Consider the following 19,239-nt stretch of genomic DNA (forward strand, 5'->3'; position numbering starts at 1 on the left):
GCCACCATGCCGCGTTACAGCGGCCGGCCGGCTGCGGAGTGGCGTGAACTCCGGCGCTCTCGTGTATCCCCCTCGTTCACCAGCCGTCCGGACGGTGGATCACGCCCATTCCACACCCAGCTCCGCAAGCGCGTCCCGCTGCGGTTCGGTCAGCTTGTCCCGTCGTTGCTTCTGGTTGGCGAACCAGATGCCCAGGGCGAGTTCGTGCTCCCGGCCGTCGATGACGATCGTCTCGCGGTGGGGCCGCCGAACCGTTGTGGTGCCCTCGCGTGCGATGTACTGCGCGAGGGCGGACAGACCGCGCTGGAAGGCCGCCGTCACCGGCCGCTTCGTTGCAGCCCTGGCAGCCGGCGTGGGGGAGGGCTTCGGGGCCGGCTCGATGCCCAGCCGTTCCACGCGCCGCTGCTGTTCTTCGGAGAGGAGGGCCCAGTCGCGGGACTGCCGGGCGATCCACGTGCCGAGATCGTCGCCCTCGAAGAGGACACCGGGCTCGATGACCGGCAGCATGCCATCGGCGTCGACGAGGTCGGCAAGCACTTTGTAGTGACGCTGCCAGTCCAGCGGCCAGGGACAGTTCCATTCGGGGTCGATCGATGCGAGCTGTGCCGCGCGCTGCTCGGCGCGGTCGGTGGATTTGCCGAGGCCGCCTGTGCGGCGGAGGTTGGCCATGTGCTGTCCGACCGGCACCAGTTCACTCTCGCCGCTCTCGGTGTCTTTCCATACGGCGTCCTGCCGGGGCGCGAGGTGTCCGTGGGCCCGGTGGAAGGAGCGCAGCGCGGACAGCTTCTTTTCCCAGGCCTCATCACCCGGTTCCCACACCATGCCGGCCTCGTCCAACAGCTCGCGGCGGTGCTCGTCGAGGAGACCGGTCCTGTAGCTGCGGCGCTGCTCGTGGATCCACGACCCGAGATTGAACGCACTGCCGTTGACGGTCACGGTCGTCTCGTAGGGCACGGCATGGCGGTCGGTGATCCCCTGTGCCGCGCGCCAGGTGCGCAGAGCCTGCCAGCCTTCCAGCCAGACGGTGGCGTCGGGCCGGATGACGCGGGTGCGCACGAACGCAGCGATGGTGGACGGGTCGCGGGGGGACGCGAAGTTCATCATCACGCTCACCGGTCCGGGCTCCGCGGTCTCGTCCTCGCCGCCGGATGCGCCGGTGCTGGTGACGTGGTGCTTCTTCTCCCGGGGCCGGCTGGTCAGGGCACGAGAGGCGAGCTGTTCGACGATGCGTTCGTCGTGCGAGCGCAGGCCTTGGAGGATGTCGACGAGGGGCTGGAAGCTGGCGGAGGCGACCATGTTCGTGGGGTCCTCGCCGGGGGTGAGGAAGACGGGCACGATGATGCGGCAGGTCTTGGCCGTCCCGTCCGGGTTGGGGCGCAGGCCCCGGCCGATGTTCTGCACGATCTGCACCATCGACCCGCGGGCGCCGACGATGCACACGGCCTCCACGCCCCGCTCGCCGACGATGTCGACCCCTTCGCCGAGCACTTTCACCGAGGCGAGGAATGCGCGGTGCACGCGATGGCCGGCGGCGTCGATGCCGTTCGCGAACTGGCGCAGGACCTCGCGGCGGTGGGCGATGGGGTGGTCACCGCACAGCCAGTCGGCCCACACCCGGTCCGCCGGCACATGCCGCCCCGCCTCCAGGTCCTCCAGCCCGGCGGGTTCGGCGCGGATCGAGGATGCGGGCCGGGCATCGGCTTCGGCCAGCGCCCGCTCGGACACCTGGGTGTCGTGGAGGTCGGATGCGGTGTCGGGCAGGTTCGCGGCGAACGCCTTCGCCTCCTCGACCTGCTGGTGGAAGGTGAGCACCGTGCGCAGGTTGAGCAGTGCGGCATGCTCCAGGAGGGCTGCCTGGAGCAGCGCGAGACGCCGCCCTCGCATGGCCTCCTCGGACAGGCCGACGGAGAAGTCCGGGTCTTCGATCTCCAGCACGTCGATCTCGAAGGGGGCGAGGACGCCGCGCTCCACTGCCTCCGACAGGCCGAGCTCGTAGATGCGTTCGCCGTAGACGCCGTCGGGATCCGAAGCCATCGTGGCCAGCGCCACCTCCTCGCCGTCCCGCCCACGTGCCGGCCGGGCCGGTGCCAGGATCCGCGGTGTGGCGGTCAGATAGAGGCGGAAATCGGCCGGGATGCGTGCGTTGTCGTGGATGGCTGCCCACGGCTTTCCCAGGTCACCCGCGGTTCCGTGAGCCTCATCGATGACGACGAGGTCGAACGGGGCGAGGTGTTGCCCGTACATCGCCGGTCCGCCGGCGAGCGCCGTCTCCAGCGGCCCACGGACCCGGCCCGACGGCTCGCTCGGGTCTTCCCGGTCGACGAGGGAGGCGTACGTGGCAAGCACGACGACCGGCCCGGTCCCGGCCCACAGAGCGAGCTGGATCGGGTTCGTCGTCGTCCGTACCCCAAGCCGGTCAAGGACCTCGTCCTTCTCGATCGAGCACACCGCCACAATCGACGCCGTGTGCCCGACCCGACGCCACGACTCGGCCGTCTGTACCAGCAGTTCCAGCGTCGGCACCATCACCAGGATCCGGCCATGCCGATAGAGGTCCAGCGCGGCGGAGGCAGCGGTGTACGTCTTCCCGGAACCCGTCGCCGACACAACGGTCGCCCGAGCGCCGCGCCCAGCCGGCGCGGTACGCGCAGACACCACGCAGGCTCGGACAATCCGCCGCTTCGCTTCCACCTGGTGCTCACGGAGCTCGATCACGACGCCGGCTTCCTCCCTGAATCAGACTCCCAGGCTATCGACAGGGGCGGACACGATCCCGAGAGGGACACAAAGCAGCAGGTCAGTACAGCACTCTGCCGCGAACGGCTCATGATCACCGAAGGGTACGGGACGTGGATGCGCGGGGCGGCTGTACGGACGGCGGACGTGGTCGCTCCTCGGCATCACGCGGCATAATCGGCGAGATGATCGGCCACCTCTGCACCACCGTCATCGACTGCCCCGACCCGTCCGAGCTCGCACTCTTCTACGAGAAACTGCTGTCGCTCTCACGGCTGGAGGACGGTCCTGAGTTCGTCGTGATCGGCAGCACGCCGGGTAAGGAAGTCGTGGCGTTCCAAAAGGTCGACGACTTCCGTCGGCCGCAATGGTCCGTCCCTGACCATCCTCAGCAGATGCACCTTGACGTGATGGTCGCGGATCTCGATGTGGCTGAGTCACAGGTACTGGCACTGGGCGCCACCCTGCTCGACGGGTCGGACAAGCCGATCGGATACCGGGTGTACGCCGATCCCGTCGGCCACCCCTTCTGTCTCGTCACTCCCCAGGAAGAAGCCGAAGGTACCTGACGGGACCTCAAGTACCCCTCACGTCACAGCCCGCCGCGGTCCTCGGCTCTGAACATGGTTCTGAAACGCTCAGTTACTGATCTGGCCGCGGCGCGGCACGCGGCTCGTCCGCCCTGCTCCAGCTGCGGGGCGCGGAGTGCACTGCCGGCCGCCATCGGGAATGCGGCGCACGGGGCCGCGTGCATGCGGCCCGCCGGGAGCCGGCGGAGCCGCAAGTAGCGGAATTCCTCGATGAAGTTGCCTGTGCGAGCCCTCCGCAGGGCGCTGTCGCAGTCGCCGAGGCCTTCGGGACTCAGCGGCGCCGGCCGCCGCCCGGAGCGCCCCGCTGACCGCGCCGAGCCTGCCGGGGCGCACGGCGCGGTGTCTCGTCCCCGCCGGCAGGAGTGGGGGAGGAGAACCCCACCGCCACCCCAACAGGCGCCGCCTGCTCCGGCACCCCTTGCCCGGCGCCCTCGTTGGGGTCTGTCCGCACCTTCGGCGCCGTACCTGCCGGGCGGTCGGAGGGTGCGGGCGTGCCGACGACGCGCGTATGGGTCATCAGCTTGGCGCACGCCGCGCACACCTCGGCGAGATGCCACACGCGGCCGACTGCCGGATCGTGCCGCAGCACCAGCACGGTGGTGCCTGCGCAGTGCACCCGCATGCCCTCGTGCGCCGCACAACTCTGCGCCCAGCACTGGCAGGAGGCCCTTTCCCTCACCCGCGCTGCCTTGGCGTGCGAGGCGGCGTGCAGGGCTGCGAACCTGCGCAGCCCGGCCACGTCCCGCGACCTGGCCGGCATCGTGCAAGCCTTCGTCGAGCAGGAGACGGTGGCCGTACGGTCGGCGTGTCCGGTCAGCCGCACCGTCCAGGTACGTCCCGGCCTACGGCCGGTGGGAAGTTCAGATGAGGTGGTGCTCACACGCAGCCGTCCGATCAGGAGGTCCAGGGTCGACACATCATGTCTTCCCCGGACGGTGATCGTCAGCACCTGGCCGGGTGAATGACCCTCGATCGTGCCCCGTCGCCCACCGCCCCAGGCTGCTGTCCACCCGTCCAGCCCCACACCGAGGACTGAACGCCACGATCCCGGGGACCGACGACTCACCGGAACTCGGTCCCTGGAAGGCCAGGCCAGAACGGGCGTTGACCGTTCTGTTCCGGAGTGATCCGGGGATGACGGCGCGGATATCGATGCGCTGTCCGAGCTCCTCATGGATCCCGAATGGTGGCCTGTTCCGGGTCTGCGCCGCAGACGGCCCGGGAGTCGTTGTCTACCGCAATGTGGTCGGCGACTACGGCATCGACTGCCTGCGCTCCCGACACGGCAAAGTATCTGCTCGCTCGACTGATGAGCAGACGTGGCATTACCCCTCGCGGGGCTCACCGCTGAGTGGCAGCTGAGCCTGTGGACGGCACCCTGTGTGCCCACTCGCGACCTCACGATCCCCGAGCAGCCGGGTAGGGACGTCCTCGTCGGGCGTGCCTGGCGTAGGAGATGGCCACTGTCTGCAGCGTTGGGGAGCGCCCGGGGGTGCAGCCCAGGAGTGATCAGTATGACGGTCAGTGATCGAGGAGGTTCGGTCGGAATCCGTCCCCGGCTGAAGCCCGGCTGCTCGCGGCGGGACGCCGACTCTTCCGGGACGAGCCCACTGCCGTCGAGAGCTATGGCCACGGTTGGTACCTAACAGGTACCATGGTTTCTATGCCGTCCCTGAACATCACTTTCACCGACGAGGAGCTCGAAGCGGTTCGTGCCGCCGCGGCCGCCGAAGGCAAGTCTCTCAAGCAGTTCGTCCACGACCTGCCCCTGCGTGAACAGCAGCGCCTGCAGTTCGTCCGCTATGCCGTCTCCTGGGGCGAGACCCGTCGTGACGAGTTCGACGACGCCTTCCCCGACGAGATTCCCCCCTCCTCCCGCCCGCAGGGGGCGGACGCCGCCTGATGGTCCTCTACATCGACGTTCCCTGGCTCCTGGACGTCCAGGAGCAAGCCGTTCCTGAAGATGTGAGTGTCGCCGACTACTCCGCCTTCGTCGCCGCTGTCGCCCGCCACAGGACCCGCATCCCCCGCCCCGCCACTGCCGACCCCGACACCGCCTGGCGCGCCGCAGCCCTGCTGCACACCCTCGTCCGCCTCCAGCCACTGCCCTACCGCAACAGCCTCTACGCCTGCCAGGTCGCCGCCGCCTACATGCACGCTTCCGGCGAGGGCACCGATCCCCCCTACGGCGCGATGACCGACCTGGTCCGCGACATCCAGGCCGGCAAGACGAACGTCTACCAGGCAGCCGACCACATCCGCAGCTGGCGCATCTGACACACCGCTCCCCAGGCCCGCTCGAGCGTTCCCCGCCTGTCACAAGATCAGGTACAGAGCTACCTTCGGCTCCTTCGGGCCGCCGCCGGGCCGAGTTGGCAAAGAATGAACTCCCCGTAGAGCCTGAGCTGGACCGAGCCCGTGGAAGAAGGCCCGGTACTCTCCGGCTGGGGAGGTTCGCGCTGCGCTGTGTCACCCGGGGACCTGCCACCGCCGATCTGCCTCAGCGCGAGCCACTTCCGCGTCGTACTGGCCGGCGTCAAAGCGGAACTCCGGCGGCGGGGGCACGGGAGTGTGCGGAATTTCGCACGGAACCTCCCAGTCCGACCACCGCACGATGCCCCCGAACCGCTGCACGACGACGGACAGGATGCCGCAGCAACCGCCGGTGCACTCAGGTTCGCCCAGCTCCAGACGGCGCGCCTCGCTGTGGCCCGCAGCAGGCTGGGCCCGCGACAGGCAGGACATCAGCCGCGAACGGCCCACGGCCGCCGCCGTCGTAGAACGCCCCCGCGATCATGTCCTCGCCGTTGGCGGCGAACCGGGGACCCAGCGGCAACACACTGATCTCCAAACGATCGAACATCAGACCACCCTACGGGGCGCGCTCGAAGTCGTCCCCTGCCTCCACTGGTGTGCCGTAGGAGTGCCCGCGCTCCTTCATGCAAGCGCGCCGCTGGCCGAACCTAGGACTCTGGGCGTCCCGGTGTGCCTCACATCGGCTTGTCGTCGACCTTGATGTCGAAGTCGACCTTGTTGTCGCTGTTGACGCGCTTGGTGGTGACTGTGAGTCCGAAGCGGGTGCCGTCGTCGGCAGTAAGGGTGCACCGGGTCTGCGCGCCCTCCTCCGCCTTCAGCCCTTTGGGGCAATCGACCGTTTTGGGGGATTGGCCGACCTGCTTCGTCAGCGCATCGTCAACCTGCTTCTCCAGCTCCTTCGTCCCCACGGTGTCAGCGGACGACCCTGCAGTGAAGCTGCAGGCGACAAGGGCCAGCGATCCGATGGCCGTTACCGCTGCAATACGGATGAATCCGCGCACGATTTCCCCCTGCTCTCGATATCAGCGCGCCAGGCTACCAGTGCTTTTCGGCACTACCTCCAGGACCGCGAAGAGTAACGCGGGCGCGGGCTCTGCGGCCCGCCCACCAGCCCTCTGCCGCCGCCGCATCGCCCGCCTCTCCACGTCAACCGCGATACACGCTTCCGTGCCGCCGCCCGCGAACAACCCCAAGGGCGAGGGGTGTCGGTGGACAGTTGATGCCCCTCGGTGGTTACCGAGCGTGCGTTTCATTCGCCCGTGGGGGTGGTCACCGCAGGGGTACTCCCAGCAGAGGACTGGGTGTCGGTCACTCCTCGGAGCAGTCTTGTTCCGGGCACCACGGCCCGAGGAACAGAACGGAAGACGCTGTGAGGATCATGGTCATCGGTGCGACAGGAACCATCGGCAGTGCGGTGGCCGACGCCCTGAGAGCGCGTCACGACGTGCTGGCCGTCTCGCGTTCCGGCCCTCTGCGGGCCGACCTCAGGGATGTGGCGTCCCTCGATGACCTCTTCGCCGGGGCCGAAGAGGTCGACGCCGTCGTGTCCTGTGCGGCCAGCGGGGGGATGGCGCCTCTCGACGCGCAGGAGGACGACGTGTTCTGGGACGGGCTCGACGCGAAGCTGATCGGGCAGGTCGATCTCACCCGGCGGGCGATCCGTCATGTGCGCGACGGCGGCTCCGTCACCCTCACCAGCGGCCGCTTCCCTGGGCCCGTGCCCGGGAGTTCACTCGGTTTCCTGGTGAACGCAGGGCTGGAGGCCTTTGTGCATTCCGCCGCGATCGAAATGCCGCGAGGTCTTCGTCTGAATGTCGTCAGCCCCGGGTGGGTGCGCGAGAGCCTCGAGGCCATGGGCCTCGACACGGCCGACGGCACTCCGGCCGCCCGGGTCGCAGAGCTGTACGTGGAGGCGGTGGAGGGCACGGCGCACGGACACACCCTCTCGGTGGGCTCCGGGTGACACCACCTCACAGGACCGGCCCGGCAGTGACGGGGGAGGCACTGCCGGGCCGGGAAGTCCGCGCTCAGGGCGCGGACGTGGGAGGGAAGGCGCAGATCACTGCTGCCTTTTGAGGGAAGAGAACGTGTTCTGGCGCACCGGCGTCTCCTGCTCGGCACCGAGGTCTGCCAGCAGTTGCAGGGCCGCGGCCGATGCGGATCCGGGCTCAGCGGTGAACACCGCCAGCCGCTGGCCGTCGGCGAGCGACAGCTCCAGGAGTTCGTTGTACAGAGTCATGGAACCCACCAGCGGATGGCGGAAGTCGCGGGTGTGCTTCGGTACGCACGGGTGAACGGGGTGGGCGGCCCACAGTGATGCGAACTCGGGGCTCTTGACGGTCAGTTCGCCGATCAGCTCGGTGAGTACCGGGTCATCGGGGTACCGGCCCGCGGTCAGTCGCAGATCGGCCACCGTGTCACGGGCCTTGGCGCGCCAGTCGGCGTACAGCTCTCGGGTGTGCTCGTCGAGGAACACCAGCCGGCAGATGTTCGGCCGCTGCCGCGGCTGCGACGGGGCGTCGAACGGTAGGTGCCCTGCGATCAGCGCGTGCGCCGCCCGGTTCCAGGTCAACACGTCGCTGTAGCGGCCGAGGACGAGCGCCGGCACGCTGCCGAACGAGTCGATCAGTATTTGCGCACCTGGCCGCAGCTGCTCGGGCCGCGGACGGCGGCGTGAGGTGGGCTTGGGCCGGGCGAGGCTGTGCACGTGGGCGCGTTCCGCCTCGTCGAGCTGCAGGACCCGTGCCACCGCGTCCAGCACGGCGTCCGAGGCGTTGGGGCTCTGCCCCTGCTCGAGCCGCGTGTAGTAGCCGGCGCTGACGCCTGCGAGCTGGGCCAACTCCTCCCGGCGCAGACCCGGGACCCGCCGCCGGCCCCCGTAGTCCGGCAGGCCGACGTCCTCCGGGCGCAGCCGGGCCCTCCTGGTCCGCAGGAATTCACCGAGTTCGGATCGCCTCTCCATGCCCACCAGGATGCCCTTCGTCGTCGTCACGTGCCTGACCCTGTCAGATGCAGGGTCATCCCGCTGCGCTCAGCACGCGGTCGGTCCACTTCTCGAGGAGCCGCTGTGAGACCTCCTGGCTCGTGCCGTCGGCCCACACCCGGGTCACCGCCTGCGCCGGATCGGGCAGTGCCAGGGCCCAGCTGCCGTCCGGTTCGATGATGCGCAGGCCGTCTGCGGTGGTGTCCAGGACGTGCTCTCCGTCCGACTCGGCGATGTGCCGCATCACCACGCCCTTCACGGACCACGGGGTGGCGACTTCCCTCTGAAGAACCCGGTTCTGCGGGATGCGTGCCCCGAGGCTGCTCAGCGAGTCGGAGGATTCTGCGAGATGGTCGACCAGGGCCGCCGCACCGTCGAAGGGCGCCCTGTGCCGGGCAGGATGCAGCCGCCCGCGCCGTCCCCGGCGAAGACCAGCCGGGCTCCGCGGCCGCCTTCGCCAGCGCGGCCGGCCGGTCATTGCACGCGTGCGCGTGGGCGGCTGCCGGTTGCTCGGCCCTCTTTGAGCCGGTGACGGGCAGGAGACGCGTCAGCCCGGGTGGTGCTGGCCAGGAGAATGGAAGAGATGTGAGGGGTGTGTCCCCGCAAGGTGACGCAGTGAGCCGCCCGTACCTGAAACAGTGCGTCTGGTCCTGCACCTGTCACAGGTATGCATGGCGGGGGTACCTCTGACAGAGGGCTGGGTTCAGTCGGCCGCAGGACACAGGCTGGTGGCAAGTGAGCTGGCCGCAAGGACGGAGAGCGCCACTTCGACGACTTGTCAAAGTGCGCGCTCCGTTTCCCGGTGGCGGTCTCGGCACCCGTCGGTACTCAGCTCGCTTCGTAGTGTGGCGCAGGCCGGCTCGACCTGTGTGTCCAGCGATCAACTCCCCGTGAAGAGGCAACCCATGGTGGTAACCGACACTCAAAATGCGCGTCGCGGCGAGGAGGTCGCGGACGTCAGCGTCCGAGGCTGGCTCATCTTGTTCACCTTGTGCGGTGCCACCTTCATGAGCGGTGTGGACTTCTCCGTCGTGACGGTGGCGGTTGCCGGAGATCGGGCGCGACTTGGGCTTCGGGAGCACGGGCTCCCTTCAGTGGCTCCAAGGCGAGGGCCCTGTTGGGGGAAGTGGACCGCCGACTATAGACCGTCAATGTGATCACGCCGGTCACATTCAACCCGCTTAGCCGGAACAACACTTGTCGGCACACAGACGCATGGGATGCCCCGATCGCAGCAGCCGCGGTCTTCCTAGCCGGGCTGAGGCCCACCGCATCAACGGCCACCCTCCCGATCGACTGCATTCAGGCGGTCGCATGAGCAGTCGACCTATCTTCCCGGGGCCGCAGAACGTCGCTACGCGGTACTGGATGCCGTGCAGCTGAGATGAGGTGAGGAAAAGCATGACGACACTCGGCTACCTAGTCGATGAACGACCCGAGCTTCAGTTGCGCTTCTGCCAGGGCCAAGGTGCTACGGAGGCCTACGCCGGCACCATGGTCACCGTGCTGGTTGTCCTGGCTGAAGACGATCTTCGTCACAGCAGGTGGGAGTTCTCCCACCCACCCGGCGCTCTGATCCTCCTCCTTCTCGACAGTGTTCAGCAGCGCACGTTCGCGGCCGCCGTCGATCGCCTACTCACTGTGATGCGCAAGCAGCGCTTCGCGGGACTCGTGATCACCGCAGACGAGCACAGGTCGACGGCGTTTCGGCAATCAACCCGCCAAGTCGCCCGCCGTCTGCGAATTCCGCTACTGACCACCACAGCAGCACCCGCAGCCTGGGCAAATCTCAATGAGGGCATCCAGCACTACCGTGCCCAGTACGCCGAACGTCAGGTCGAACACCTGGGTCAGCTCATGCAACAACTCCCGCCGCGGTTGGCTGACATTACTGCAATGCACCGGGTCGCTGCCTGGCTTGAAGAGGCAGTCGGAGGGGACGTCCTCGTCAGCGGATCGGATGGGGAGGTAGTGGCAGCGGTACCCTCATCCGCTCGTCGTCTGGCCCAGGCGCTGCCCGGGCACAGGGGCACCTCACTGGCCGGAGCCGTCTTGCCGGATCAGCCTGGCTCGCACACCCGCGTACTCGCTCTCAGCCCGACTGGCGTCAGCGACGCCTTCTTGGTCGTCGCCGGGAACCGCCCCTTCGATGAAGCTGACACTCGGCTCATCAAGCAGGCGGCACGCATGCTGGACTTGGTGGAGCAGGCCCAACGCGACTCCGCTCACCTTGCCCGAACAGCTCGCGAAGCACGAGCCTTCACCTACGAACTAATAATGGGACCCGAACCTGACCGAGCAAGGCAGTTTCTGCAAGGTCTCGGAATTCGGGCTCACGCCGATGTCCGGGTCTTCGTGATTGACTGCGGCTCGGCCGAGCAGAGAGAGATCGCATTGGTCCGCTGCGAGGAGATGGCAAGAGGGCGTGCACTCCTCGTCTGCTGCCCCCAGAACCGCGAGCGGGTTGTGGTGGTCGAGCCCGTGGACGTCACTGATCAGGCAGCCAGCAGCATCGCCTCGGGCTTGCAGAAATTGGTCGTGAACCGTGGGGGTGCACTGCGCTTGGGGGGCAGCAACCCGCGCCCGCTGTCCTTGGCGCCAGCCGCGCTGCAGGAGGCTGTGACGGCCTTGAAGGCCTGCGATCGCCGACGTGAGCCTTATGTGCTGGCACCCGTGCAGTCGAACCTCGTCGATCAGCTCGACCTTGGGCCGGCCCGGGGATGGGGCAGGCGCCTGGTCGCCCCCATCCGAAGCGCGCTTCCTGAGGAGAAGGCCGCACAGATCGAAGAGACACTGCCGATTGCGTTCAGCCGGCCGCACACGCAGGCCGCACACGCCCTCAACGTGCACCGCAACACCGTCGCGGCCAGGGTGGCCCGGGCTTCCGAGCTGCTGCAGCTGGATCTGACCCGCACCTACAACAAGGTGATCGTCGGTCTCGCCATCGACCTCGCGGCCCTCCCCGACCACTCCGTTGGCACACCCGCACGGGCCATGAGCGTCGTGGGCCTTGAGGAACTGCTGAGTACGGACCGGGTTAGTGCGTGGGCGGAAGCGCTCATCGACCCGGTCCGTGCCGACCGGCGCGACCTGGTCCGCACGCTCACCGCCTGGTTGGACCACGACGAGAGCGTCGAGAAGGCCGCCGGCGTACTGGAGATCGCTGATGCGACCGTGCGGAGCCACCTCAAGACGATCGAGCAGCTGTCCGGTAGCCGCCTCACCAGTCGCATCGGCTTGCGGGACATCACTATCGCGCTGAGCGTGTTCGCCGGGACGGCCCTGCCTACCATTGCTCGAATCGCCGCGATATAGGAGATATGCCACCTCCAACCAGCGGCCAAGACATGAGACTTGGCGTCACGTCCGTCCAGAAGTTCCGCTGTACACGGCTGCCCCGAAATGCCCGGCACGCCGTGTATAGCAGCACGCCTGTATGTCATTGCCCTGAGCCTGTGCAGGTGTTGATACGGAGAACGCCTCGGCTGTGCACTTTTCCCATACCGCATTCATTGTCATGCGCCTAGCGTGATGCCCGTAAGGAACAACGCCTCTCGATTCCTGGGGTTATCCATGTCATTCGGTCGTGCCGCGACCATCGGATCGGTGCAGGACGCTGCTCCGATCACCGCCGAGCTGTGGGCGTCAGGCGCCGAGGTACGCACCTGGCTCCTGCCCGACGGCCGCACCGGCCAGGAAGCGGCTGTTCTCGCCGAATTCGCGGCCGTCGGTTCCGAGTGGGTGGAGCTGCTGACCACGGCAAAGGCCACCATTACGGCCGTGCGTAATGCAGCCATCCTGCACAGCGCTGTCGTCCCCTACGTTCTTCCGAATCTGCCGATCGGGTCCGTGTCGCTGAACCTCTGGGAGACCACGGCCCGCGTCGCGAGCATCCTGAAGCAAGCCGCGGCCGACCACGGAATCAACTTTCTGAACGCGATCGGCCCCAACCCTCAGTCCAGTCCGGACCCAACATCATCACCGAATTCGTGCCCCCACAGCGAATACGCCAACCTTCCCTGCGAGCACGGTTCAGCAATGCCGGTCTCCCGAGCTGTCCACTCTCCGACCTGGTGAAGCCCACACAATGCCTGCAGGAATTTCGACCCCTTCGCGCCACACATCCGCTGCGGGAACTCAGTATCCGCTCCGGGATCCGACCTGGGATATCTGCGGCTGTGACAGCACTCGCCGTGGAGAAGGGGGCCAATCCGTTTGACCTGTCGCATCCTCCCGGGTGCGCACGGGTGCCGGCCCGAAGGCCGGCAACCCTGACTCGCGCCGAGTCAACCACCAGCAGACCAATAGATCCGCCGGGGCTCGCTGCCGTGTTGGAGCACGTCAGCGCCGCCAGGATAGACCAGCTGTCCCTTGTCGGGACAGGCCGGACGAGTCTTCGTCCCCCCGCCCGGTCACATCCTGTGCGCCGAGCCCTCTGGATCAGGCAGAGGGAAATCCATGACATCTCGACCCGGCCGCACCGCGGCCGTACCGCCGCCCTCGGGCGAGCGTGCGCCGAGCTCGAACGCGAACAGCACGGGCCGGCTCCACATCCACGCGACCGCCGGCATTGACTCGCCGGACGGTCAGCCATCGGCCCCGGCGTCTAGCTAGCCGAAGGGGCCGACCGCTCGGGAGCTGACACTCCCATCGCGCGGCGGCGCCGACGGGAACTGCACAGCCCCCCAGCACAGCTCCTGCCGGCGCCATCATCCCGTCACCGGCGCAATCCGTATTGCCCTCTGGCGGCTTCCCCACGCCGGTCCGGCAGGCGACGGCCCTGTCGACGCCTGGCCTGCTGCCAACTGACTGCCGCGTCCTGCCCGCCCTGTGCCCGCAGGTCGCCGGCATGGCACCGGATTCATCTCTCACGCCCGAGAGCCGGGCGCGCCTCACCACACCCATTGATGCCCTAAATGTGGCATTCATTCCTGAAGGGTTCTGTCCGCATGCCTCTCAACCGCCGCAAGACCGCGACCGCTCTCCTCGCTGCTGTCGCAGCCACCGGCAGCCTCCTCGCCACCGCTGTGCCCGCGAGCGCGGCGCCCGACTGGCAGTGCAAGGCGACCAAGAAGATGCTGTCGCTGCCGAACAAGCCGGACGTCGCCGTGACGGTCGACATCTGCCTCGCCTTTACCGGATCTGCCGGCAGCTACCGCGGCTACGAGGCGTACGTGCGCAAGGTGTCGTGGGACGGGACCGGCTTCGTCATCGGTGGGAAGCGCCTGAACGACGCCTACGTCCAGGTACGCGCCGAGCACAAGGACCGGGCCATGAAGTCAACTACCGAGCGGGTCGACGACTACATCAATGGCTCCGAAGCCGGTTGGCGCGGAGCCTTCTACGGCGCCGCCAAGTACTGGGGTACCAAGCGCACCTTTACCGCCGACGGGGCGCTGTACGCGGACATCGCCGACGACGGCAAGGGCTACATCCGCTACGACCTGGCCGGCACCCGTGCCGTATAGCCGCGGGGTCACCTGACGCACTGCCCTCTCCCAGACCGGCCATGGCCGCCGTTTGATCCATCCCTCTGCGGCGCACTGTGGCCTCCCGTGGGGGTGCCGCTGGTCCCCCTGGCGGCGCCCCCACACCTTCGACCGCGGGCCCCTGCGCCTGCGGATGCCGCATGACTCCGCCCTGGAGTACCCGTGCCCCGAACCCCCGCTTATCCGCCTCCCGTCCGCTCGTCCGCTTCCGGCACCCGCTGGCCACCGGTCATCTGGGTCCTGTTGCTGGGCACTTTCGCCGTGCGCAGCGCTGGCTTCGTGTATCCGTTCCTCTCCTTCCGGCTGGCTGAGCTGTCTCTGTCCACGGCCATCGTTGGGTATGTCCTGGCCGCGTTCGGCGCGGGGTGGCTGGTGGGCCAACTCCTGTGCGGATGGGGAGCCGACCGGTACGGTCGCCGCACCACGCTGGTCTGCGCCATGGCTGTGGCGGCGGTGGCGATGCCTGCTCTGGCGTGGACGCAGTCCGCGGCCGCGGTGTTCGCCGCTGCTCTGGTCGCCGGCGTCGTCTACGACGCGCCCCGCCCCATCACTTCCGCGGTCATCGCGGACGTCTTCCCGTCGGAGTCCGCGCGGACCCGGGTCAACGCGGCCCGTCACTTCGCCGTCAATGTCGGCGCCGGGCTCACCGGCGCTACCGGTGGACTGCTCGCCGGCCGGGCCGGCACCGACACCTTGTTCCTCGGCAACGGCGCCGTGTGCGGCGTTTTCGGCATCGCAGCCCTCGCTGTCATGCCCTCCGACCACCGCCCGCGCTCCGGGGCTCCAGCACTCGGGGCAGCAGCGGGTGGCTGCGGTCAGGCGCTGCGCGATGGCCGGCTGTGGCTGTTGTGGCTGGCCAGCTTCGCGGCGCTGACCTGCTGTGCTGCGATGTTCACCGCGCTGCCGATGCTGATGTACGCCGACGGACTTGCCGCGAGCTCCTACGGACTGACGCAGGTCGTCGCCGCGATCGTCGTCATCGCCCTCTCGCCGATCATCACGCCGTGGATCACGCACCGCGCCGCCGCCGGGGCTCCGATGACCGGTCTGTTCGCTGCCAGTTCGCTGCTGTTGGGGATCGGCATGGGAACGGCCGGACTTGCCTCCACCACCCCCGGCTACGCGGTCACCGTCACGCTCGCCGTGCCGGGGGAGATCGTCTTGTTCATCGCGGCCAGCGACATCCTCAACCGCATCTCACCCGCCGACGCCCGAGGACTGTACGCCGGGATCTGGGGCACCACGCTCGCGGTCGCGGTCATCGTCTCGCCGCTCCTCGCTGCCTGGGCACTGAACACCGGCGGCGGCCGGCTCGCCGGCGCCACAATCCTGGCCTGCGGACTCACCGGCGCCCTGCTCTGCGCGCCGCTGGCGACCCTGACCAGGCCGAAACCGGCGCCCGGAACTTCCGCCGAGGCACCCCACTCTCCGCACCAGGTGCCCGAACCATCCGGCACAGGCCGGCCGGTACGGCGCGATGGTGCCTTCCAAGGGAGCTGAACGATGCGTCATTTCGAAACCGGGGGACCGACAACAACTACCGGCAGCCTCAGCGTCCTTCCCTCTGCCGCACCAGCACAGGTCCGGGTGATCGAGGGCCCGCTCGCCCACACCTTCCTCACCACACGGTGGGCCGGCCTGTTTCAGCAGGACTCGCTCGCCACGCCCTACCAGGCGCCGGGCTGGCTCTCCGCGCACGCCGACCAGCTCCCGTTGACCGCCACTCTGATGATCCTGGTCGCCGAGAACGACACCGGCCCACGGGCCGCGCTCGCCGTCGTCCGCGACCGCACGGCCGGCGGCTGGCTGGAGGTCACCCCGCTGTCGACGCCCATGGCCGAGTACGTTCGGATCGTCGGCCCGGACGCCGAAGACCCCGCTGTGGCGGCCTCCTTGGCCGAGGCCCTCACCCGTCTCGACGCCGATGTCATGCTCCCCGACGTCCCTGCCACCAGCGCTCTCGGCCGCTACATCTCCTCGTGGCGGCACGGCCTCACCCGCTGTGCCCGAATCACCTTGCCCGTCCCGTACGCGGCCATGTCGCGCTCCACCCGCCGCGACCACCGGCGCCGCCGGCGCGACTGGGCAGCCCTCGCCACCCGCGGCCACACGATCGACTACCACCGTACCCAGAGCGCCGCCGAACTCTCCGACGCCTACGCCGCACTGGCCCACTTGCATCGCCGCCGCTGGCGCGCCAGCGGCCCGGAGCACCGGGTCACTGCCGCCGACGGACGCCTGCGCACCGTCCTCGAACGCTGCCCGGAGTCGGCGTTCATCGCCACCCTCAGTCTCGACGGCAAGCCCGTGGCCGCCCAGCTGTGCCTGTATCGCGACCGCCACGCCTACTCGATGCTGCCCGCCATGGACCTCGACCACGAGGACCTCGCGCCGGGGCACGCCCTGCTGCGTCACCTCACCGACGACCTCACGGCCGCCGGGTTCGTTTCCCTCGATCTCGGTCGTACCACCTGCGCACCGGGTCAGGTCGCCTACAAGCAGCAGTACGCACCCATCTGGTCGGCCACCGTCACCGCGGTCCGCCGCACTCTGCCGTTCCGACCCGATGAGATGTGAGGAATCGCCTGATGCCCACCACCCCAGCATCCGCGTCACTGGTGCTGCCCGAGAATCCGGCGGCGATCCAAGGCGGTGACCTCACCGCCTACCGGTCCGGGCAGATCACCGTCGACCTGTCCACCTGCACCAACCGGCTCGGCCCGCCCCCGCATGCGATCGCCGCTGTACGCCGGCTCCTCAGCGAGCGGCCCGGCGACCTGGTGCCTCCGCCGTACGAACGAGCCCAGCCCCCGTACGTGGCGGAGAAGCGCTATCTACAGGCGTTCGCGGACCGGCTCGGCACGGACGTCGGCGACATGCTGCCCGCCCGCGGCGTCACCGAGTTCCTCACCATCCTGTCCCGCGTCCTGCGCGAGGAACACGTCGCGGTCATCGCGCCCGACTACACCGAGACGATGCGGCTCTTCCCCTGGGCCACCTTCGTCTCCCCGCCCGACACCGCCCGGGACACCGTCGAACTGCGCCTGGAACGCGTGCGGATGGCCCTGCGGACCGACGACGTGGTGATCCTCTCGAACCCGTCGAACCCGCTCGGGCACTTCATCCCAAGCGGCGACCTGCTCCAGGCGGCCCGGGAGAATCCCGGCGCAGTGCTCGTGGTCGACGAGGAGTACATCGAGTTCCAGGGCGAGGATCTCAGCCTCGCCGGCGCGGACGCCGACAATCTGGTGGTCCTGCAGAGCACGGGCAAGACCTACGGGATGACGGGCTCCCGCGCGGGGATGCTCTGGACCCGCAACCAGCATGTCCGTGACCTGGTCGCAGCGCAGTTGATCCAATGGCCGCTCTCTTTGCTGGACATCACGCTTGGCGTTGCTGCACTGGAAGACACCGCCTGGCTGACCACGGTGCGTGCCGTCATCCAGGACGATGCCCGCCGGCTGCAGCAGGTCCTGGCCGACCGGTTCGACGAGCTGGTGGTGCCGGCCGGCATTCACTACCGCTTTGTTCACCTCGCCGACCCGCGGCCGGTTGTCGAGCACCTCGCGGCGCATGGCATCGCGGTCCGGATGTTCGACGGCGCCGTGAACGGCGCCTGCGGCATCCGCATCATGGCCCCGAACGGACCGGCCGAACTCGCCGTCTTCTCGGCCGCGCTCGACACCCTCCCGGCCGGCTGGGGGCGGGCATGAAACTCGTCCTCGACACCGACACCATCACCTACGAGGAAGCACAGCGCACGCTGCGCTCCCTCTACGGAAGAGACAGCTCGCCCGAGGCGTTCGTGCGGCGGCCGCCGTATTCCGGCAAGTTCGTCCTCGAGCCCCTCCCCGGACCTGCAACGCTGGGGGAGGAGGCATGAGCAAGCCGATACTGCACCTGGTCCTCGGCGCCACCGGCTTGGGCAAGACCCGCCTGTCCGTCGCGCTCGCCCGCGTCTACGGCGGCTGCCCGGTCCTCGTGCTCGACCGCATCCAGTGCTACCCCGAACTCGCCATCGGATCCGCCCGGCCCACCAGCGACACATTGCGCGGAACCACCCGCCTTTACCTCGACGACGGGCCGCTCTCCCCGCACGGTCCGATCGCCGCAGTCCCCGGCATCGACCGGCTGCTCCTCCGCCTGCGGCAGGGCCTGGAGGACGGCACCCGGGCGCTGGTCATCGAAGGCGGATCCATCTCCCTGCTCCACGAACTCCTGGCACGCCCGGAATGGAGCAGCGCCTGGGATCTGCGCGTGACCGCCTACACCGAACAGAGCCTGGCCGCATACGAAGTGGCGGGGCTTGCGCGGGTAAGCCGAAGGAAAGGTAGGGGAACGTCGGCACAGTTCACCCACTCTGACCTGCAAGAACGTCACAGATTAGCGTAGAAACTCAAGGGCCGCCAAGATCCTCGAAGGACTCATAATCCGTCGGCCGTGGGTTCTCGAGTCCCACCCGCCCCACCAGAGGAGAGACGTCGGGACCTGCGAAAACGCAGGTTTCGCGCTAGCGCAGGCGTCGCGTTCGCCACACAAACGCCACACCGAAGCCCCGTACGATTTCTCCATGGCTTCGATCAAGACCAATTCCTGGCTCTCCGGAGACCCCTCGTACACCATCGTCTGGCGGGCCGGGGGGTCCCGAACAGGGGACCGGTGCCGCGAGACCTTCGATGACGAAGGGGCGGCGAAACGCTTCCGCGACTTGGTCAACGGTCACGGACAGCATTGGCCGCCGGGGTGGGTCAAGGGCAAGGGCTTCGTCCAGACGGGCGAGCCGCTGATGCCGGACTCGGAGAAGTTTCCGGTAGCGTGTGCCGCGCGGGGATGCTCCGGACTTGCGGACGCGGACCCCTGAACCATCAGGTCGACCCCGCACCCGCAGGGTTGCTCCCGCCCGTCGCTGCGACAGTGCGCCGTAGCGACGTCGACCCTGATCCCTGTCCGGACGTCCCGTTAGCTCCGTACCTGCGGAAAGCAGTGGTGCCGCCGCAGGTGCTGGCATTTCGGTATATCCGCACTTCAAGCCATGTTGTCAGTGGTTGCCTCTACGCTCTGGTCGGTTCCGTGACGGTAGTGGGGGCTCGGTGGATATTCAGAGGTTGAGTGAGCGTTATGAGCC

General features: G+C 68.4%; 18 protein-coding genes. 13 read left to right on the plus strand and 5 right to left on the minus strand.

Annotation, left to right across the window (positions count from 1 at the left end):
* Nucleotides 1-99: 99 nt before the first annotated feature.
* The gene (locus ACQPWZ_RS36085; RefSeq protein WP_433573655.1) at nucleotides 100-2,715 is read right to left on the minus strand and encodes a Helicase associated domain protein; all 2,616 of its coding nucleotides are present in this window, start codon (nucleotides 2,713-2,715) and stop codon (nucleotides 100-102) included.
* A gap of 206 nt (nucleotides 2,716-2,921) precedes the next feature.
* Here ACQPWZ_RS36085 and ACQPWZ_RS36090 point away from each other — a divergent pair, with 206 nt between their 5' ends.
* A complete protein-coding gene (locus ACQPWZ_RS36090) occupies nucleotides 2,922-3,305 on the plus strand; it encodes a VOC family protein (protein ID WP_433573656.1) in 384 nt (127 codons plus the stop codon).
* 292 nt (nucleotides 3,306-3,597) lie between these two features.
* On the opposite strand, the gene ACQPWZ_RS36095 is transcribed toward ACQPWZ_RS36090, so the two are convergent.
* Nucleotides 3,598-4,242, minus strand: coding sequence for a hypothetical protein (locus tag ACQPWZ_RS36095; RefSeq protein ID WP_433573657.1), 645 nt, complete (start codon nucleotides 4,240-4,242; stop codon nucleotides 3,598-3,600).
* A 747-nt stretch (nucleotides 4,243-4,989) separates the two neighbouring features.
* On the opposite strand from ACQPWZ_RS36095, the gene ACQPWZ_RS36100 reads away from it, so the two are divergent.
* Complete coding sequence (locus ACQPWZ_RS36100; protein WP_433573658.1) at nucleotides 4,990-5,229, plus strand: hypothetical protein; 240 nt, start codon at nucleotides 4,990-4,992, stop codon at nucleotides 5,227-5,229.
* Nucleotides 5,229-5,603: a toxin Doc gene (locus ACQPWZ_RS36105; RefSeq protein ID WP_433573659.1), complete on the plus strand. Its 375-nt coding sequence runs from the start codon at nucleotides 5,229-5,231 to the stop codon at nucleotides 5,601-5,603. The genes ACQPWZ_RS36100 and ACQPWZ_RS36105 overlap by 1 nt, the downstream gene beginning before the upstream one ends.
* Nucleotides 5,604-6,316: 713 nt before the next feature.
* On the opposite strand, the gene ACQPWZ_RS36110 is transcribed toward ACQPWZ_RS36105, so the two are convergent.
* Nucleotides 6,317-6,643: a DUF4333 domain-containing protein gene (locus ACQPWZ_RS36110; protein WP_433573660.1), complete on the minus strand. Its 327-nt coding sequence runs from the start codon at nucleotides 6,641-6,643 to the stop codon at nucleotides 6,317-6,319.
* Between the two features lie 368 nt (nucleotides 6,644-7,011).
* Between ACQPWZ_RS36110 and ACQPWZ_RS36115 the strand changes: the two genes are divergently transcribed.
* Nucleotides 7,012-7,605: a short chain dehydrogenase gene (locus tag ACQPWZ_RS36115; RefSeq protein WP_433573661.1), complete on the plus strand. Its 594-nt coding sequence runs from the start codon at nucleotides 7,012-7,014 to the stop codon at nucleotides 7,603-7,605.
* 96 nt (nucleotides 7,606-7,701) lie between these two features.
* Here ACQPWZ_RS36115 and ACQPWZ_RS36120 read toward each other — a convergent pair whose 3' ends face one another.
* Both ACQPWZ_RS36120 and ACQPWZ_RS36125 read right to left on the minus strand, forming a co-directional pair.
* Nucleotides 7,702-8,634: a helix-turn-helix transcriptional regulator gene (locus ACQPWZ_RS36120; protein ID WP_433573662.1), complete on the minus strand. Its 933-nt coding sequence runs from the start codon at nucleotides 8,632-8,634 to the stop codon at nucleotides 7,702-7,704.
* A 25-nt stretch (nucleotides 8,635-8,659) separates the two neighbouring features.
* Nucleotides 8,660-8,884: a hypothetical protein gene (locus tag ACQPWZ_RS36125; protein WP_433573663.1), complete on the minus strand. Its 225-nt coding sequence runs from the start codon at nucleotides 8,882-8,884 to the stop codon at nucleotides 8,660-8,662.
* 1,142 nt (nucleotides 8,885-10,026) lie between these two features.
* Between ACQPWZ_RS36125 and ACQPWZ_RS36130 the strand changes: the two genes are divergently transcribed.
* The 9 genes from ACQPWZ_RS36130 to ACQPWZ_RS36170 all read left to right on the plus strand — a co-directional run bounded on the left by ACQPWZ_RS36130 (nucleotide 10,027) and on the right by ACQPWZ_RS36170 (nucleotide 18,975).
* Complete coding sequence (locus ACQPWZ_RS36130) at nucleotides 10,027-11,940, plus strand: helix-turn-helix domain-containing protein (RefSeq protein WP_433573664.1); 1,914 nt, start codon at nucleotides 10,027-10,029, stop codon at nucleotides 11,938-11,940.
* 291 nt (nucleotides 11,941-12,231) lie between these two features.
* Nucleotides 12,232-12,702, plus strand: coding sequence for a hypothetical protein (locus ACQPWZ_RS36135; RefSeq protein WP_433573665.1), 471 nt, complete (start codon nucleotides 12,232-12,234; stop codon nucleotides 12,700-12,702).
* Between the two features lie 872 nt (nucleotides 12,703-13,574).
* Nucleotides 13,575-14,093, plus strand: a complete 519-nt coding sequence (locus tag ACQPWZ_RS36140; protein WP_433573666.1) for a hypothetical protein — start codon at nucleotides 13,575-13,577, stop codon at nucleotides 14,091-14,093.
* A 282-nt stretch (nucleotides 14,094-14,375) separates the two neighbouring features.
* Nucleotides 14,376-15,614, plus strand: coding sequence for an MFS transporter (locus ACQPWZ_RS36145; protein WP_433573667.1), 1,239 nt, complete (start codon nucleotides 14,376-14,378; stop codon nucleotides 15,612-15,614).
* Between the two features lie 3 nt (nucleotides 15,615-15,617).
* Nucleotides 15,618-16,691, plus strand: coding sequence for a GNAT family N-acetyltransferase (locus ACQPWZ_RS36150; RefSeq protein ID WP_433573668.1), 1,074 nt, complete (start codon nucleotides 15,618-15,620; stop codon nucleotides 16,689-16,691).
* 11 nt (nucleotides 16,692-16,702) lie between these two features.
* Nucleotides 16,703-17,827: an aminotransferase class I/II-fold pyridoxal phosphate-dependent enzyme gene (locus ACQPWZ_RS36155; protein WP_433573669.1), complete on the plus strand. Its 1,125-nt coding sequence runs from the start codon at nucleotides 16,703-16,705 to the stop codon at nucleotides 17,825-17,827.
* On the plus strand, nucleotides 17,824-17,997 hold the full coding sequence (locus tag ACQPWZ_RS36160; RefSeq protein WP_433573670.1) for a hypothetical protein: 174 nt from the start codon (nucleotides 17,824-17,826) through the stop codon (nucleotides 17,995-17,997). Before ACQPWZ_RS36155 ends, ACQPWZ_RS36160 begins: the two co-directional genes overlap by 4 nt.
* The gene (locus ACQPWZ_RS36165; protein ID WP_433573671.1) at nucleotides 17,994-18,506 is read left to right on the plus strand and encodes an isopentenyl transferase family protein; all 513 of its coding nucleotides are present in this window, start codon (nucleotides 17,994-17,996) and stop codon (nucleotides 18,504-18,506) included. The genes ACQPWZ_RS36160 and ACQPWZ_RS36165 overlap by 4 nt, the downstream gene beginning before the upstream one ends.
* Nucleotides 18,507-18,684: 178 nt before the next feature.
* On the plus strand, nucleotides 18,685-18,975 hold the full coding sequence (locus tag ACQPWZ_RS36170) for a hypothetical protein (RefSeq protein ID WP_433573672.1): 291 nt from the start codon (nucleotides 18,685-18,687) through the stop codon (nucleotides 18,973-18,975).
* The last annotated feature ends 264 nt before the right edge of the window (nucleotides 18,976-19,239 follow it).

The sequence above is a fragment of the Streptomyces sp. CA-251247 genome (genome assembly GCF_050952975.1).
Lineage (GTDB): Bacteria > Actinomycetota > Actinomycetes > Streptomycetales > Streptomycetaceae > Streptomyces > Streptomyces achmelvichensis.

Excerpts from the sequence above, each read along its gene's own strand:
- ACQPWZ_RS36090 (WP_433573656.1), top strand. The coding sequence starts at position 2,922 with ATGATCGGCCACCTCTGCACCACCGTCATCGACTGCCCCGACCCGTCC.
- ACQPWZ_RS36100 (WP_433573658.1), top strand. The coding sequence starts at position 4,990 with ATGCCGTCCCTGAACATCACTTTCACCGACGAGGAGCTCGAAGCGGTT.
- ACQPWZ_RS36105 (WP_433573659.1), top strand. The coding sequence starts at position 5,229 with ATGGTCCTCTACATCGACGTTCCCTGGCTCCTGGACGTCCAGGAGCAA.
- ACQPWZ_RS36130 (WP_433573664.1), top strand. The coding sequence starts at position 10,027 with ATGACGACACTCGGCTACCTAGTCGATGAACGACCCGAGCTTCAGTTG.
- ACQPWZ_RS36140 (WP_433573666.1), top strand. The coding sequence starts at position 13,575 with ATGCCTCTCAACCGCCGCAAGACCGCGACCGCTCTCCTCGCTGCTGTC.
- ACQPWZ_RS36150 (WP_433573668.1), top strand. The coding sequence starts at position 15,618 with ATGCGTCATTTCGAAACCGGGGGACCGACAACAACTACCGGCAGCCTC.
- ACQPWZ_RS36155 (WP_433573669.1), top strand. The coding sequence starts at position 16,703 with ATGCCCACCACCCCAGCATCCGCGTCACTGGTGCTGCCCGAGAATCCG.
- ACQPWZ_RS36160 (WP_433573670.1), top strand. The coding sequence starts at position 17,824 with ATGAAACTCGTCCTCGACACCGACACCATCACCTACGAGGAAGCACAG.
- ACQPWZ_RS36165 (WP_433573671.1), top strand. The coding sequence starts at position 17,994 with ATGAGCAAGCCGATACTGCACCTGGTCCTCGGCGCCACCGGCTTGGGC.
- ACQPWZ_RS36170 (WP_433573672.1), top strand. The coding sequence starts at position 18,685 with ATGGCTTCGATCAAGACCAATTCCTGGCTCTCCGGAGACCCCTCGTAC.